General features: G+C 48.0%; 11 protein-coding genes, 1 tRNA gene and 1 pseudogene. 3 read left to right on the plus strand and 10 right to left on the minus strand.

Translation table 11 applies throughout. The features are described from left to right. Positions 1 to 8 precede the first annotated feature (8 nt). Positions 9 to 93, plus strand: a tRNA-Leu gene (locus EO93_RS10455). Between the two features lie 149 nt (positions 94 to 242). Here EO93_RS10455 and EO93_RS10460 read toward each other — a convergent pair. Then, positions 243 to 749, minus strand: a complete 507-nt coding sequence (locus tag EO93_RS10460; RefSeq protein WP_048162491.1) for a gamma carbonic anhydrase family protein — start codon at positions 747 to 749, stop codon at positions 243 to 245. A 190-nt stretch (positions 750 to 939) separates the two neighbouring features. Here EO93_RS10460 and EO93_RS17495 point away from each other — a divergent pair. Beyond that, a pseudogene (locus EO93_RS17495) lies at positions 940 to 1,090 on the plus strand (IS110 family transposase); the annotation flags it as partial. A gap of 58 nt (positions 1,091 to 1,148) precedes the next feature. Here EO93_RS17495 and EO93_RS10465 read toward each other — a convergent pair. From EO93_RS10465 to EO93_RS10505, 9 genes are all read right to left on the minus strand, one after another. Beyond that, the gene (locus EO93_RS10465) at positions 1,149 to 3,041 is read right to left on the minus strand and encodes a uroporphyrinogen decarboxylase family protein (RefSeq protein ID WP_235284208.1); all 1,893 of its coding nucleotides are present in this window, start codon (positions 3,039 to 3,041) and stop codon (positions 1,149 to 1,151) included. A gap of 266 nt (positions 3,042 to 3,307) precedes the next feature. Further along, positions 3,308 to 4,963 (minus strand): TCP-1/cpn60 chaperonin family protein, encoded by a 1,656-nt coding sequence (locus tag EO93_RS10470; RefSeq protein WP_082107626.1) that lies wholly within the window; start codon positions 4,961 to 4,963, stop codon positions 3,308 to 3,310. After that, positions 4,964 to 6,892 (minus strand): hydantoinase/oxoprolinase family protein, encoded by a 1,929-nt coding sequence (locus EO93_RS10475; protein WP_048162493.1) that lies wholly within the window; start codon positions 6,890 to 6,892, stop codon positions 4,964 to 4,966. A 115-nt stretch (positions 6,893 to 7,007) separates the two neighbouring features. Continuing rightward, entirely contained in the window at positions 7,008 to 8,912 is a 1,905-nt protein-coding gene (locus EO93_RS10480) for a methyltransferase cognate corrinoid protein (protein ID WP_048162494.1), read from the minus strand. Positions 8,913 to 9,251: 339 nt separating this feature from the next. Beyond that, positions 9,252 to 10,298 carry a hydrogenase expression/formation protein HypE gene (gene hypE, locus EO93_RS10485; RefSeq protein ID WP_048162495.1) on the minus strand — a complete coding sequence of 349 codons (1,047 nt, stop codon included), beginning with the start codon at positions 10,296 to 10,298 and terminating at the stop codon, positions 9,252 to 9,254. A gap of 49 nt (positions 10,299 to 10,347) precedes the next feature. Continuing rightward, positions 10,348 to 11,019: a hydrogenase nickel incorporation protein HypB gene (gene hypB / locus EO93_RS10490; RefSeq protein ID WP_048136504.1), complete on the minus strand. Its 672-nt coding sequence runs from the start codon at positions 11,017 to 11,019 to the stop codon at positions 10,348 to 10,350. 219 nt (positions 11,020 to 11,238) lie between these two features. Continuing rightward, on the minus strand, positions 11,239 to 11,640 hold the full coding sequence (hypA, locus tag EO93_RS10495) for a hydrogenase maturation nickel metallochaperone HypA (RefSeq protein WP_048136493.1): 402 nt from the start codon (positions 11,638 to 11,640) through the stop codon (positions 11,239 to 11,241). Further along, complete coding sequence (gene hypD, locus EO93_RS10500; RefSeq protein WP_048162496.1) at positions 11,633 to 12,751, minus strand: hydrogenase formation protein HypD; 1,119 nt, start codon at positions 12,749 to 12,751, stop codon at positions 11,633 to 11,635. Before hypD ends, hypA begins: the two co-directional genes overlap by 8 nt. Before the next feature lies 1 nt (position 12,752). Continuing rightward, positions 12,753 to 13,031: a HypC/HybG/HupF family hydrogenase formation chaperone gene (locus tag EO93_RS10505; RefSeq protein ID WP_048136492.1), complete on the minus strand. Its 279-nt coding sequence runs from the start codon at positions 13,029 to 13,031 to the stop codon at positions 12,753 to 12,755. An 857-nt stretch (positions 13,032 to 13,888) separates the two neighbouring features. Here EO93_RS10505 and EO93_RS10510 point away from each other — a divergent pair. After that, entirely contained in the window at positions 13,889 to 15,040 is a 1,152-nt protein-coding gene (locus EO93_RS10510; protein ID WP_200898110.1) for a hydrogenase small subunit, read from the plus strand. Positions 15,041 to 15,042 lie beyond the last annotated feature (2 nt).

Below are 15,042 nucleotides of genomic sequence, written 5' to 3' on the forward strand. Positions count from 1 at the left end.
ATCTAAATGCGAGGGTTGCCCAGCCAGGTCAAAGGCGCTAGGTTGAGGGCCTAGTCTTGTAGGAGTTCGTGGGTTCGAATCCCATCCCTCGCACTATAAAACTTTTTTTAATGGCAATTGGGATACACAGGTCTTAAATCGTTAATAGGATCTTCTTAAAATATATGGGAAAAACCCGTGTTTCTGCCATGATTGCCTACTATTCAGTTCATTGGGTTTGATATTGTAAAGGCATTATTTCTTCATCTTTTCCTATACTCTCGAACCATCTCTACGTACTCAGCCGCATTTTCTTTTATAGCCTCAACCTCTGCCTCGTTTGTCTCCCTTTTTACCGTCCCGGGGACTCCGATAATAAGGCTGTTAGCCGGGAACTTCTTTCCCTGGGGCACAAGCGCATTTGCTCCTACGATTGAGTTTTTTCCTATCTCAGCTCCGTTCAGCACAGTTGAGTTCATGCCGATGAGTACATTATCTTCTATCTTGCACCCGTGAAGCACAGCCCCGTGCCCTACTGACACATTATCTCCAACCTGGACTCCGTTTTCGGGGTCTGCATGAATCACCACGCCGTCCTGGATACTTGTCCTGTTTCCTATCTTTATTTTGTTCTGATCTCCCCGAAGCACTGCATTGAACCATATGCTTGAAAAATCCCCTACCTCAACATCCCCTATTATGTCTGCAGAATCCGCAACAAAAGCCGTTTCGGAGATTTTCGGGCTTTTGCCTTTAAAATCCATTATCATCTTTATCCTCCGCTTTCAAGATGCTATTTTTTTTTCTATATTTTTCTTCTTTACCGTCATTGTTTATGTCGTTTTTCGATTATAGCTCCTGCTATGCGTGGGGTCTTCTTTCTACAGCCTTAAAAACAGTTCTTACTTCAGATCGCATAACGATAAACAAGTGTCCATGAAAATGAGGGAGTAATGTAAATTGGCAGGAAAAATAAACAAATCTTGCGGTTTAGATATCCACAAACGTTTTGTCATTGCTACTCTCCAGTAGATCTGGTGATAAATAGCAACAACGTTTCGCCAGAGATGATGATGGAATATTAGACCTTAAAAATTGGGTAACATCAAAAAATGAAAAGGAAGGTGAGACTATTTGAGAAACATAGTCTCAACCATTTTCATGCTAAATCAGGCACACTGCCTGATGATTCTCTTCTGGAGTTCCGGCCCTTTCTCGGCAACCAGGTATGTTTCCGCGGTAACGGAATCGCATGGAGCGCCAGGCGGGACTTCACAGCCCGTGGAGATCACGTACTTGGACTGCATTCCATTGTCCTTCAGAGTATTCAGGACGCCTTCCATGAGCTGCATGGTGTTTTCCTGGATGTTCTTGATGCCTTCGGGTGAGTTGTCCAGGAACATGATGGGGCTCGTCTGGCCCATGAACATTGTTTCCTTGCCGTGGTTGTTGATGAGGTACCTGTAGTCCTTTGACCCCTTGTCAGCTTCGTGCGGGTAGTAGGTGTAGCTGTAAGCCTTTGTGTCCCATTTATGGATAAGGTCCCAGTGTGGGGCATCGGAACAGTTGTGGATCACGACAGGCTTGTTGTATCTCTTGTAGAGGGGTGCGATCCTGTTCTGCATTACAGCACCTTCGGTCATCATGTATTCATCGGCACTCAGGATGAAGTTGTTTGTCCAGAGGGTGACCATACAGAGGTTGTCTGGCTGGGCTTCCTCAAACATCATTTTCATGATGTTCTCCACATATTCGGTAGTCTTTTCAAGCCCTTTCTTCACGACATCCGGATTTGTCTTGATATCGGCAAGGACGCGGGATGCGCCCATGATCTGGGTAAGGGCAACCATCGGGCCTTCAATGAGTGCAGTCATCGTGGCATTCAGGCTATGGGCTTTTTCGGTTGCAAACTTGTTGCCCATGACCAGGTTATGGGCACGAGTGCCCTCCTTAAGGTCCGGGACCTCCAGTTTCTCATAGTCCTCAAGATGTCCCTTTGCAGCCGGGGTGTCCTCTTCCGGGTACCTTACATCTGCGCCGAAGTCGGCAGCGTCCACACAGAGGTCGGTCAGGCCCACGAAAGTGTCCAGGTTGAAGTACTTGATACCCGTGTAGACGCACTCTGCGTACTTTTCGGCGTTGGTTGAGTAATCCTTGTAGGTGCAGGGCACAAACTTCCTTGATACGCCGCAGGCAAGAGGTGCTATTGGCAGTCTGTCGACGTTCTTATCCTGGAAGGCGGCCGTGAACCTCTCAGCCTTAGTCATGGTTGATACGAATTTCGGCACAACAGCGTCGAACTCTTTCATGACCTTTTCAGCCGTCACCCTGCCAATATCCACAGAGGTTTTCGGAACCTTTGCGGCAAGGATCTTTCTGTATTTGGTCCTGGCAAGCGCAATCTGCTGTTCGCTCCACCTTTCCTCGGACGCTGGGAGTGTCTTTACCGCTTCAAGCGCCCACTCGGTTGCCGAGCTTGCGTCATGCCTCATTGCATCGGCCCCAATTTTCTCTGCAAAGTCTTCAGAGATCGGGGCTCCGCCCACAATGACCTTTACGGCGTCCCTGAGCCCTTCTTCCTGAAGCATTTCTATGACCTCCTCCATGCCTGTCATGGTGGTGGTCATAAGCGAACTCATGGAAATGATATCGGCCTTGTTCTCTTTTGCAGCTTCGACAAACTTTTCCAGGGGCGCGTCAGCCCCAAGGTCAATCACCTTAAAACCGGCAGCAGACATCAATGTTTTTACAAGGTTCTTCCCGATGTCGTGCACGTCTCCTTCAACTGAACCGATCACAAGGACCGCCGGTTTTTCCGCTCCCTCAACCTTCACATGAGGGGTCAGGATATCCATCCCTGCATACATTGCAGTGGAAGCGATTAGCAGTTGTGGAACATAAGCTTCTCCTTTTTCATACTGCTCACTAACAATTAACATCCCCCTGGAAAGCCCATGAATAATCGCATCATAGGCGTCTACCCCTTCATCGAGAGCTTTTTGTGCTAGTTCTTCTGCGAGTTCATCGTCTCCTTCGACGACAGCATCCGCTAAACCTTTCAATATTTCTTCCTTTGTCAGTATATAACCCCCTTAAATTGAATCTATCAGATTTCCAGCACTCTCCTTCCCGCAATAATGAAAAAAAATAACCGTCATCAAACGGGAAGAGTCGACAATCATTCTTTGTCGAGATATAAATAATCCTCAAAAATATAAAATTATATCATAACCCAGAAATAGGAACGGAAATCATAAGTCAAAAGCAAGAGAATGGGGGAAATCTCAAGAAAAAGCAGAAAAAGAGACCGGGTTTTATTTTTTGGCATCTACTTTTTTAGCCTGATCTCATCAACCCGCAGCACGCTGCAGGCGGTTTCTGTAGCGGAAATGATTGCTAGTTTTTTGATGCTCGCAAGATCGTAGACAAAAGGTGCGTCTGCCCGGACTTTACCTGATAGGTCGATTCTGGCTTCCTCCCCCCTGCTGTAGCAGGCAGCCATTTCGGTCATGGCGTCCAGCACGTTCATCCCTGCGTTTCGGGCCAGAGCCCTCGGGATTTCTTCAAGGGCATTTGCATACTCGAGTACTGCAAGCTGTTCCTTGCCTGCAAGGGTAAACGCATAAAGCCTGAGCATCTGTGCGAGGTCGAACTCGGCCCCCCCTCCGCCGGTGACGATCATTTTGTTCTTGAAAAGAAAAGCCGCATTGTTCAGGGCATCGTCCACGGCTTCCTCTACCTTCCCCAGGTCATATTTGACAGGTTCCCAGACCAGGATGCTCGTAATTGGCTGGTCCCTGACCCGGATAAACACGAAGTTTTCATAGCACTTCTTTTTGACCTCCAGGCTGTCAGCCCTGCCCAGCCTTTCGGGGACAAGCTCGTCGCTGATGGCCATGATCTGAGTTCCTGTGGCTTTTGAGAGTTTTTCCAGGTCTTTGAGTTTGAGTTTTTTAAAGAGCAGGATATCTTCCCGTGCCAGGGCCTCCTCTATGAGCGGGTCAACATCCCCCTCACAGAAGACCACATCTGCCTTGCTTCCGATGATTTTGTCCGCAAAGCCCCGCATAACTTCTTTTTGCTTATCCCTGAAGCTGTAGGCAGTCTCAAGGTCCAGAGCCCTCTTGTCATGCCTGGGGCTGAGGTACTCGCTTTTGAATTTAAGGTCATAGTTCAGGATCAGGATGGAAGGTCCGCTGAAAGCCCTGGGCATATCAGGCCTTGCAGGAGACTCGTCCATGATCACACCTTCAAGGTAATCGACCTCAGGCCCCCCGGATTTTTTGAGGACCTTGACATTTTCGTTCAGGTCCAGGCGCCCCTCTGGAGAGAGGCTGTTGAGGCGTTCGACCACCTTGAGGACCACATGTGTGAGTTCTTTTGCAAGCCCAGGCTGCATGCCCTTGCCAAGAGCAGCACCCAGCACGGCAGCATAGCTTTCTTCATACGACTTTGCAGGCCTGCTGCTGTATTCCAGCAGCTCGTAAGCCTTGTAAAACGCAAGCCGATACCCCCTAACAACCGTATTCGGGTGAACCCCGTGCCTGATAAGTTTGACCCCATTTGTGATCAGGGCCGCCGCCAGGATCACCGCAGTCTTGGTCCCGTCCCCGCAGGCTTTGTCCATTGACTTTGCCAGGTTTTTCAACGCCGTTACGGCTGGGTGCAGGATATCGATCTCTTCCAGGATGGTCTTTCCGTCACTGGTCACAACGATCTCGTTTACGGGATTGATGATGAGCTTGTCAAAACCTTTCGGGCCAAACGAAGAGCGAAGAAGCCTGTTAACCTCCCCGCACACCAGTTCAAGGTGTTCGGCCAGTTCCTCTCCTTTCACGAGCCCTTTTATCCCTATTTTTTCCCTGACGCTTTCAGCTAGCTGATCAAAAGCAGTGCCTGGAACTGTCTGTGACGTTTTTCCGGCTGCTTTATTAGACGCAGACTTGATAGCTGTTTGCGGGGCAGGCCTGATGTTCGATGCCATTTATTCCAACCTCAGAAGTGTTCCGATTCCAATTGCCGATAATCTCGTTTCAACAGGCTGGCCAAGGGTCGGCCCGATATTATCCTTTTTCAGATCAAAGTGAACCCTGTCAGGCCCCAGCCTGTAGGCAGCCATATGTTCCTCCACAAGGCTTCGCGTAAGCCCGAGCCCATACTCAAGCGCCTCCTCATAGTCCCCAAATACCACCCGTTCTTTTTCCGAAAACACAGCGTACTCGCGGCTTCCCGCTTCAAGCTGCCTGATCAGGATTTCAACCCTTTTGATAACTTTTCCCACCAGGGCCCCGATCGCATTTCCAACTTCATGGTGCTCGGGAACCCGGATCTCTGCATCAATTATTTGCTTCAATTCGCTTACATAGGCTTTTACAGGCGCCCCGATCAGGACAACAGGCACGTTTATCCTGAACCTGATGTACTCTGGCTGATCCATCACTTTTTCAAGATCAGTTTTCTGGAGTCCTTCTACAAAAAAGGATACAAGGTTCAGGGCAATATTTTTTGCAACCTGCTGCTTCACCCTGGAAGCAAAAGCCTCCCTGTCCAGCTTCAAATACCTGGCAAGAATCCCTGCTCCCTTTAAGGCTGCCTCCCGGTCCCAGGCGGTGTATTCCCCTAGCACGTGCAGGGCATCAGTCGGCGTAAATCCTATCTGGCTTATGGCCCGCCTTTGAAGGAGCGCCTTTAAGCTGTCTGAAAAGATAATAGGATGGCTTCCGATCTTCTCGGAGATTTCAAAAATCGAGACCGGCTCTTCCCCTATGATCTTTAAAAGCTCCTCTTCGGCAGGGCTGAAGTCCGCAGCCTTCAAACCTGCAGGCCCCCTATGCCTTACAAAAAAGTTTGTGGGCTGAATGACCTCTGTCATGATCCGGGGCTGGAATGTCTCTGTCCTATCCAGCTTTTCAAGGAGAGCCGGATAGCTGGAAGCAGTAAGGCACAGAGGTAGGACCCGCTGCGGCCCGATAAAGGCCTTTCGTTGCACCCAGACATGGCTGTCCCCTCCCATGGCTGAGGTATTCATTTTGATCGCCTTGACCATGGTCTTCCAGTCCCCCACAACAGCTCCGGAATCACTGATCTCGGGGATCCCTTCGGAGATCAGGGCGATATCCGTGCTCGTCCCCCCCACATCGACTGTGGCACAGGTCCTGAGACGGGTTATGTGGGCAGCCCCGACCAGGCTTGCCGCAGGCCCGGAAAAGATGGACTCCACAGGCCTTTCCAGGGCATCCTCGATTCGCACGAGGGAGCCGTCGCATTTCATCATCATAAGCCGTGCATCGATGTTTTTTTCCTGTATCACGGCCTTGACCGATTTTATAAAGCTTTCATTGATGGGGATCAGCTGGGCATTTAAAAGGGCAGTTACCGCCCTTTCATAGGCCCCCAGACCCTGGGAAAGCTCATGCCCGCAGACCACAGGAAGGTCGGTCAGGCTCCGGATGATTTCTTTTACTTTAAGTTCGTGTTCCGGGTTCCTGACTCCAAAATAGGAAGAAACGGCAAAGGATGAAACCCTGCTTTCAGTCTGGATCACAAAATTCCTGACAGTTTCGGTGTCAAGATCATCTATTTCATTTCCAGAGGTATCATGCCCACCGCTTACGGAAACCATGTGCCGTGTAGAAAGCTGCCGGGGAATTGAGTACCCTACCAGAATCAACCCTGCAGGGTACCCTTTGCCTTCGAGGGTGGAATTGGTGGCCAGGGTTGTGGAAACCGATACCAGATGTACTTCTTTCAGGTACTCCGGATTAAGGCCTGAAATTACATTCTTTATCCCTATTATCAGGTCAGAATAGGTTGTCAAAGCTTTATTCGAATCAAGAATTTCCCCGGTTGAAAGATCCATTACAGCGGCATCAGTATAAGTCCCACCAGTATCGATGCCAAGCCCCAGATTCATATTGCCCCCCAGAACCAGGATTAATATTGTCCCTAATTTCTATTGTTTTTTACTGCTTTATACCCTTACTTTCCCAATTTTCTTAAAAATCAGAAAAAAGAAATGGGGTGTCCGATTACCCCATGATCTGCTTCTGGAGGTCAGGCCCAAGCTCCTTTACCACGTTTACCATGGCTTGCACAGTATCCAGGGGAGCTCCCGGAGGTACCTCACACCCCGTTGACATGATATACTTGGACTGCTTCCCGTTTTCCTTCAGGACAGGCAAGACGTCACGGAGCAGGGTCTCGGTATCGTTCTTTATCTTCTGGACGCTTTCAGGCGAATTGTCCATGAACTGTACCGGGTTGACTTCTCCCATCATGCAGCAGATGTCCCCGTACCTGGGGATGAGGTCGGCATAGTTCTTGGAGCCTTTTTCCCTCAAGCTCGGGTAGTAGGCATAGCTGAACAGGGCCGTCTCGAATTTTTTGATCTGGATGTCGTAGTGGACGGCATCGGCACAGCTGTGGATGATGTACGGCTGGTTATATTCTTTAAAGAGCGGGACATGCCTCCTGGAGACGAGTTCCCCTTCGAACTTCCAGTAATCATCGTAACTCATGATGACGTTATTGGACCAGAGGTTATCTACGCAGAGCCCGTCACAGGCATCCTCCTCAAAGAACTTCTCCGTAACCGCACAAACATAATCCGCACACTTTTCCACGGCTTCCAGCACAAGCTTTGGATTGGTCTGCATATCCATAAAGACGCGGCTTGCCCCCATCAGCTGGGTCAGGGTCAGAAGCGGGCCTTCCTGGAAGCCAACCATCGGGGCGTTAAGTTCTTTCAGTTTTTCTCTTGCCTGTTTGGTGGCCTGGACCATTTCATAGGCGCGGGTACCTTCCTTGATTTCGGGGATCTCAATCTTTTCATAGGCCTCCAGATGCCCCGCCGAGGCAGGTGTGTCTTCGTCTGGGATCGTAATCTTACAGCCGAGATCTGCGGAGGTCACCGAGAGGTCGGCAAGTCCCACGAACATGTCAAGGTCCAGATACTTTACCCCGGCATAGGCGCTTGCTGCAAACTTCTCGGGGACTGTTGTGTATTCCCTGTAGGATGCAGGCACGAATTTCCGGAGGACGCCGCAGGCAAGCGGATACACAGGCAGGCGATCCACTTTCTTGTCCTGGAGAGCCCCAAAGGACCGATCGATGTGGGTCATCGCTTCTTTAGCCTTGACCTTCACGCTCTCAAACTCTTTTATGATCTTTTCAGCCGTCATCCTGCCTACGTCGACTCCGACCGATACCTTCCTTTTTGCCAGGATATCCATGTATTTCCGTTTGGTCAGGCTGATCTTTTCCTCACTCCACCGGTCAGCCACGGGCTCAAGCTCTTTTACGGCTTCAAGTGCCCACTCTACGGCAGCGGCAGCATCGGGCTGTGTGGCATCGGCCCCAATGGCGTGTGCAAACTTTTCCGAAACCGGAGCGCCTCCTACCATGACCTTAATGGCATCCCTGATCCCTTCCTCTTGAAGCTGTTCTATCACTTTCTCCATCCCGACCATGGTGGTGGTCATAAGAGCACTCATCGAGATCAGGTCGGCTTTGTGTTCCCTTGCGGTTTCAACGAATTTGCTGACTAGAACATCCGCGCCCAGGTCGATCATGTTAAATCCGGCCGCAGTAAGCATTGTCTTAACAAGGTTCTTGCCAATGTCGTGCACATCTCCCTCGATGGTCCCGATCACTGCAGTTGAAGGCCGTTCTGCCTCTATGACTTTCACATGAGGAATAAGGACGTCCATCCCCGCATACATCGCACTCGAAGAAATCATCAGCTGGGGAACAAAAGCTTCACCTCGTTCATATTTCTCACTCATGACTGTCATTCCCCTTGCAAGCCCGTTTATGATTGCCTCGCGTGCATCAACCCCTTCCTTAAGAGCCTGGTTTGCAAGCTCTACCGCTGTATCGTCGTCTCCTTCAATGACAGCATCCGCTAATCCTTTCAAAATTTCTTCTTTTGTCATGTAACCCCCCAAGGTTATTTTCAGTTGGATATTTCAGGATATTGAACGTTCTTACACAGAAAATGGTGAATAAAATTTATTGCTAATCGCAAAAAAACCATTATCTGCTTAATTAATATAAACTACCAAACTTATATAAATGTCTCTTTATATAACTTTGAAAAAATATCTCTCTATATACTAATTATTCGACTTCAATTCCAAAACCTGGTCAAAGATGGTGAGAAATAATGACATAAAGAGACCGAAATCAAAAAGGAGAAACGAGTAAATAAGTCCGCTTGAGCGAGCGCAGCGAGTGAAAAGGATGAGGGCTGTTGTGATTACATCGCAACTCGATTAACATACTCTGGGGATCGGATCTCCAGCCGGCACGTCCACATAGCGCATGCCGCCGAAGCGGTTTCTCAGGATTACTTCTCCTTTGTTTTCCGCAGTAATTTCTCCGATAAGGGCTGCGTCTTTGCCGTAGGGGTGCTTTCTGAGGATAGAGAGGACTTCTTCTTCAAAGCCGGCTTTCACTCCGATTACCGCCTTTCCCTCGTTTGCAACTTCGAGGGGATCCAGGCCCAGCATTTCGCAGGCTGCTGTGACTGCGGGCTTGAAGGGGATCAGGTCTTCTTCGAGGAGGATCCCTGTTCCGGCTTTTGCTGCCATTTCGTTGAGGGCATTTGCAAGCCCTCCGCGGGTCGGGTCTTTCATAGCTGTAATTACCGGTTCCCCTTCCTGCGTCCGGAGTTTCAGGATTGGTTCTATGAGTTTCCAGAGGGGCGCGGAGTCCGAGACAAGGTCGGTATCGAAGTCAAAACCTTCCCTGTGAGCCATAAGAGAGATCCCGTGGTCGCCGATCGTGCCTGTGACAAGGAGCCGGTCTCCTGGCTTCAGTCCCGAATCCCTTACAGGGCTGTCCGTTATGCCGAGGCCTGCTGTGTTCAGGATGATTGAGTCAAGGGCAGTTTTTTCCACGGTTTTTGTGTCGCCTGTAATTATAGGGACTCCAACTTCCGCAGCAGTTTTGTCCATTGTTTTGATTATCTCTTCAAACTCATGAATTGGAAAACCTTCAGGGACTATGACTGCGCAGGTAAGGGCAAGGGGCTTTGCTCCCATCACCGTGAGGTCGTTGATGGTGCCTGAAACTGCCAGACGTCCTATATTGGTGTCCGGGAAGAAAGCAGGGGTTATCACATGGCTGTCCGTTGTCAGCACAAGTTCGGAAGCGGGGTTAAAGTTCTCAAGTCTGACCGTAGACCCGTCATCAAGGCTTTCAAGGCCTATTGAGCCTGCGCTTTTGTTGCGGAAGTTTTTAAGGATAATCTCCCCTATAAGCTCCTGCATTACCTCTCCGCCTGCACCGTGTTCCAGGGAAATGGCATTTGCTTTCATATCCGGTCTCCTTTTACTTTTATCCGCGTTTAAACCGCTTTGAATTGCTTTACTTTCTCTGAGCTTCCTGTGCTCTTCCGATTCCAAGTTCAATAAAGCTTATCCAGGTCTCAAGGCTCTCCCAGTCGTGCTTTGAAGTAAGGATGACCGGCACATCAGGGTTTAAGGAAAGGATGTCATCCCTCATTTTCTCGGCGTCAACGTCAACAGCATGTGCAATGTCAACCTTATTTATTACCGCAAGTTCTGCAGTTTTGAAAATCATAGGATGCTTGAGGATGATATCGTCTCCTTCAGTGACGCTCACCACAACCACCCTGAGGTGTTCTCCAAGCTTGAAGTCTACAGGGCAGATCAGATTGCCCACATTTTCAATAATAAGGAGATCCGTATTGTCAAGGTCGATCTCATCGAGGGCTTTCTCCACCAGTTTTGCGTCCAGGTGGCATTCCTTTCCAGTGTTTACAGGGATTGTCTGCACCCCGAGTTTCCTGAAACGTGAGGCATCCATCTCTGCGATGACGTCACCTGCGATTACCACTGTTCTGTACTTTTCTTTGAGGTACCTGACTGCCTCTTCGATCAGAGTGGTCTTTCCTGACCCGATGGCTCCCATAACGTTGACTGAGAAGACTCCGTGTTTGTCAAGGGCCGTCTTGTTTTTTTCGGCAATCTTATCATTTGCCTTGAACACATCGTGTCCCATGTGGATTACATGCATTAACATAAACATCACTCGGGGTTGCTTGATTATCTCGATGAAAAAATCCGTTTGTTGTTTGTGAATTAAATTTTACGGATCAGGATGTCTGTTTAGGTAGGTATGTTTGAATGTTTAGGTAGTATGTTTGAATGAGAGTTGAAATGAGTATTTTTAAGTGACTATATTTGATAGACCTGCTACCTTTTACTACATTTATATATTTGTCTGCCTGGAGGTTCACTTTTCTACTTCTGTCTCAATATCAATGCTTTTTATAATCAGTTCTCTGCCCCCTGTGATGCGAGCATTTTTTCCGCATACAGGGCATTCAAGCGCTGCGATGTATTCCAGAAGTTCGCTTCGGAGTTCGCCATCCTTTCCTATCTGTGTTTCATCCACAGTGCCGGTGTATCCGCACTCGCATTCCAGGGAGGGTGGGATCATCTCTACAATGAACTCCGCATTTTCAGCAATGCTCCCTTCGGCAATGGCCTTAAAACAGAAGCTCAGTTGCTCCGGATTTGTATGGGCAAGCCTCCCCATTTCCAGGATTACATGCCTGACTTCCTGGGCTTCGTGAGCTTCGGCAGTTGCTATTACCTGCTCAAAGATCTCACAGGCGATGGAATACTCATGCAAGCCTGCTTCCTCCTTCCCGCGAGTACCTGAACCAGTTGTAGCACATACCTTCCTGACTGACCATACAGGGTCCCGTCGGATTTTTCGGGGTGCAGTCTTTCCCGAAGTTGGGGCACTGGGATGGTTTTGCTTTCCCTGTGAGGATAGCTGCACAGATACAGCGCTTCTTATCCTTTTTCTCCGCTTTTGCCCTTATCTCTGCAAGGGAAGCAGAATAAAGGTCTTCATGCTTCTTTGAGGCGTCTTTTTCCTCATACTCTTTCCTGAGCACTAGCCCCGAACCCTCTATATTTCCAATTCCCCTCCACTCGGACTCCGAGGTTTCGAATACCTCATTCATCATTTTCAGGGCTATTGTGTTCCCTTCTGGCTTTACGACCCTTGGATATCCATTGTCTACCCTTGAGACTCCTTTCTCTGCCTGTGCCAGGAGCAGGTTTATTCCGAGGAGGATATCTCTTGCCTCAAACCCGCTCACAACAACAGGAAAGCTTTTTTCTGCAAGATGTTCGAAAGGCTTTGTCCCTATAATGGTTGCTACATGCCCTGGGGCAATAAAAGCATCAACTTCGGCATCGCTGGCAAGAAGTTCGACTGCTGGAGGAGTCTGTTTCTGGGAGGCAAGGAGGCTGAAGTTTTCGGGCGGATTTCTGAGAAGGGCAGCTGCATTAGCAGGGACCGTGGTCTCAAAGCCGACTCCGAAAAAGACCACTTTGAGCTCAGGTTTTTTGTTTGCAAGGGATACGGCATCATCAATGCTGTACACCATCCTTACGTCTGCTCCCTCAGACTTTGCATCTAGCAGGCTTTCTGCCGAACCAGGGACCCTCATCATATCCCCGAAAGTGACTACAGTTGCTCCACTCTTTGCAAGAGCAATCGCAATGTCAATGTCTTTTTCGGGAGTGACGCATACGGGACATCCGGGCCCGCTTATTACGTCTATATTCTGTGGGAGCACGCTTCTGAGCCCGTATTTTGCTATAGTCCTTTCGTGCGTACCGCAGACATGCATTACACGGAGTGAGATTCCGGAGGCTTGAATTCTTTCCAGAAGCTTTTTTTCAAGTTCAGGCATACTGGGCTTTAAAGAAGAATCCTCGTTTTTCATTTCACTCAACGTCCGTTTCTTCGGAGGACCTCGTTTCAGAGATATCCGAATCTTCAAGGCCTGATATCTGCCTGAGGAGGCGCATGGTTTCTTCACTCTCTTCTTTTGAGATTTCAGATATTGCGTATCCTACATGGACAAGGACATATTTCCCTAGCAGAGCTTCACTGGCACCTCCAAGCAGGTCCATGTTTACATCTCTGCAGATCCCACCCATATCAACCGTGGCAGTGTTTTCGTTGACTATGGCCTTGATTTTTCCTGGAATAGCTATACACATATTACCTCTACTGTTTTTCGTCCATATTTTTCTTTTCAAAATCTGATAATTACGATATCTAATTTTCAGTGAGAACAATACTTTGAGAACAATACTTTGAGAACAATACTTTGAGAACAATACTTTGAGAACAATACTTTGAGAACAATATTTTAAGAACAATACTTTAAGAGGACTGGCCTTAATGCGATTACTTGTCATTTGAATTGATACTCAAATTCTCAGGGTTAGTATGCTAGAATATGCCGGGAACTAAATCCCTGGGCTTTATAATAAAGTGTATTGGTGAATATTATTTTGCGCAATTGTATAGTTCTCTATTATATCTTTTTTGTTTTTAATTTCGCCTTCAAAATTGATACCTGTTTTTTGCTCTTATTTTTGAGCCGACTTAGGAAATTATTTTTACAATGTTCGATAACCCGTTTTGACTATTATTAAGGTTAATTTAATTCAAGATTTATATTTAATCTAAGTTGTGCTGGAGCACTCCGCTGCAAACAACGGGGTATGTTTGCACTCCCTCCAAATGCCATAAAAATAAACAATAACCCTAATACGACTTAGTTCGAGCAGAAGTTAACAAACAAAAAATGGAATCGATAAATCGTATTATCACTAACGGTTCTCGGGGAAGTTTTCCATCCCCGCAGCAAGCTAGCTGGGTATTCGACTGAAATCAAACTTCTTTTACATCATTAATATATTTATTCTATAGTGTAAAAATCCTTAAATACTATTCCCTCATTGAAAACATTATTGGTATATTTATATACATGATTATATAATTATAACAAATTTAAATTAAATATGTCTTTAGTACATATATTTTGGGTAAAAAACAAGATGTGGTAGAGATGAGTACTGGAATGAAAAATCTTATTCGTACACTGGATAGTTTAGATTTTTTAAAACTAGACCGGCGTACTTTCATGAAGGCTGTAGGCGTGCTTGGCGCAACTACATTTCTTGGCACCTATAAAACAGAGATCGCAAGTGCGCTTGAGTTTGCAGAGACAAAGATTATCTGGCTTCATGGTGCTGAGTGCACTGGCTGTTCCGAATCCATTTTAAACGGAGGCAATCCTGATATTGTCCAGGCAATCAGCAAGCTCAATGTCAACATTGCTTACCATGAAACTCTTCTTGCCCAGCAGGGGCTATTTGTCGATGGCGAGCCTGTAAACACCTCTGAACTGAACTCCGAGCTTCTCGTTGACGAACTTATCGAAGAAGGCAACTATATCCTTGTCGTGGAAGGCGCAATTGCAAACGGTCCGGATGGCTCGGGGCGCTACTGCGTTATCGGGAACAGGACTTTCAAAGAGCTCTTTGCAAAAGCTGCAACACGTGCCAACGCTATCCTTGCAGTTGGAACCTGTGCCACTTATGGGGGAATTGCCTGCGCTGACAGTGCTGTTTCCCAGGTTACGGATTACAGGGGAGTGGCTTTCACAAAGGAAGATAGCTCAAAAGGCATGCTCACAGAGCTTGGGATCCACAAGCCCGTAATTAACATCCCTGGCTGTCCTGCACACCCGGACTGGATTCTCCTTACCGTAGGTGCGATAATCCTTAACAAGATTAAGGTTCCCGAAGACCTGGAGACCATCCTTGACCAGTACGGAAGGCCCAAGGTCTTTTTCCCTACCGACCACACAGTACATGAAAACTGCCCTCGCCGCGGCTACTATGACCGTGGAGAGTTCGATGAGCAGATTGGCGGAGAAAAGTGCCTCTGGAAATTAGGCTGTAAAGCTCCTTATTCTCACGCCGACTGTGCCATTCGCCGCTGGAATGGTTCCGTAAGTATGTGTACTCAGGCAGGTTCCCCCTGTATTGCCTGCGTTGAACCCGGCTTCCCTGACTCATCAAGGCCTTTTTATGTTGAAGCTGAAGACAAGGGCGTGCTTCTTGGGGCAAATATTGACACATTATCCAAGGTTGCAGTCGGTGCTGCTACCGTAGCTGCAGGGGTACATGCTGTTCGGAGAATGAAAGGAGAGTGAGT

Origin of the sequence: Methanosarcina sp. 1.H.A.2.2 (assembly GCF_000979975.1) — an archaeon.
In the GTDB taxonomy this organism is placed as follows: domain Archaea; phylum Halobacteriota; class Methanosarcinia; order Methanosarcinales; family Methanosarcinaceae; genus Methanosarcina.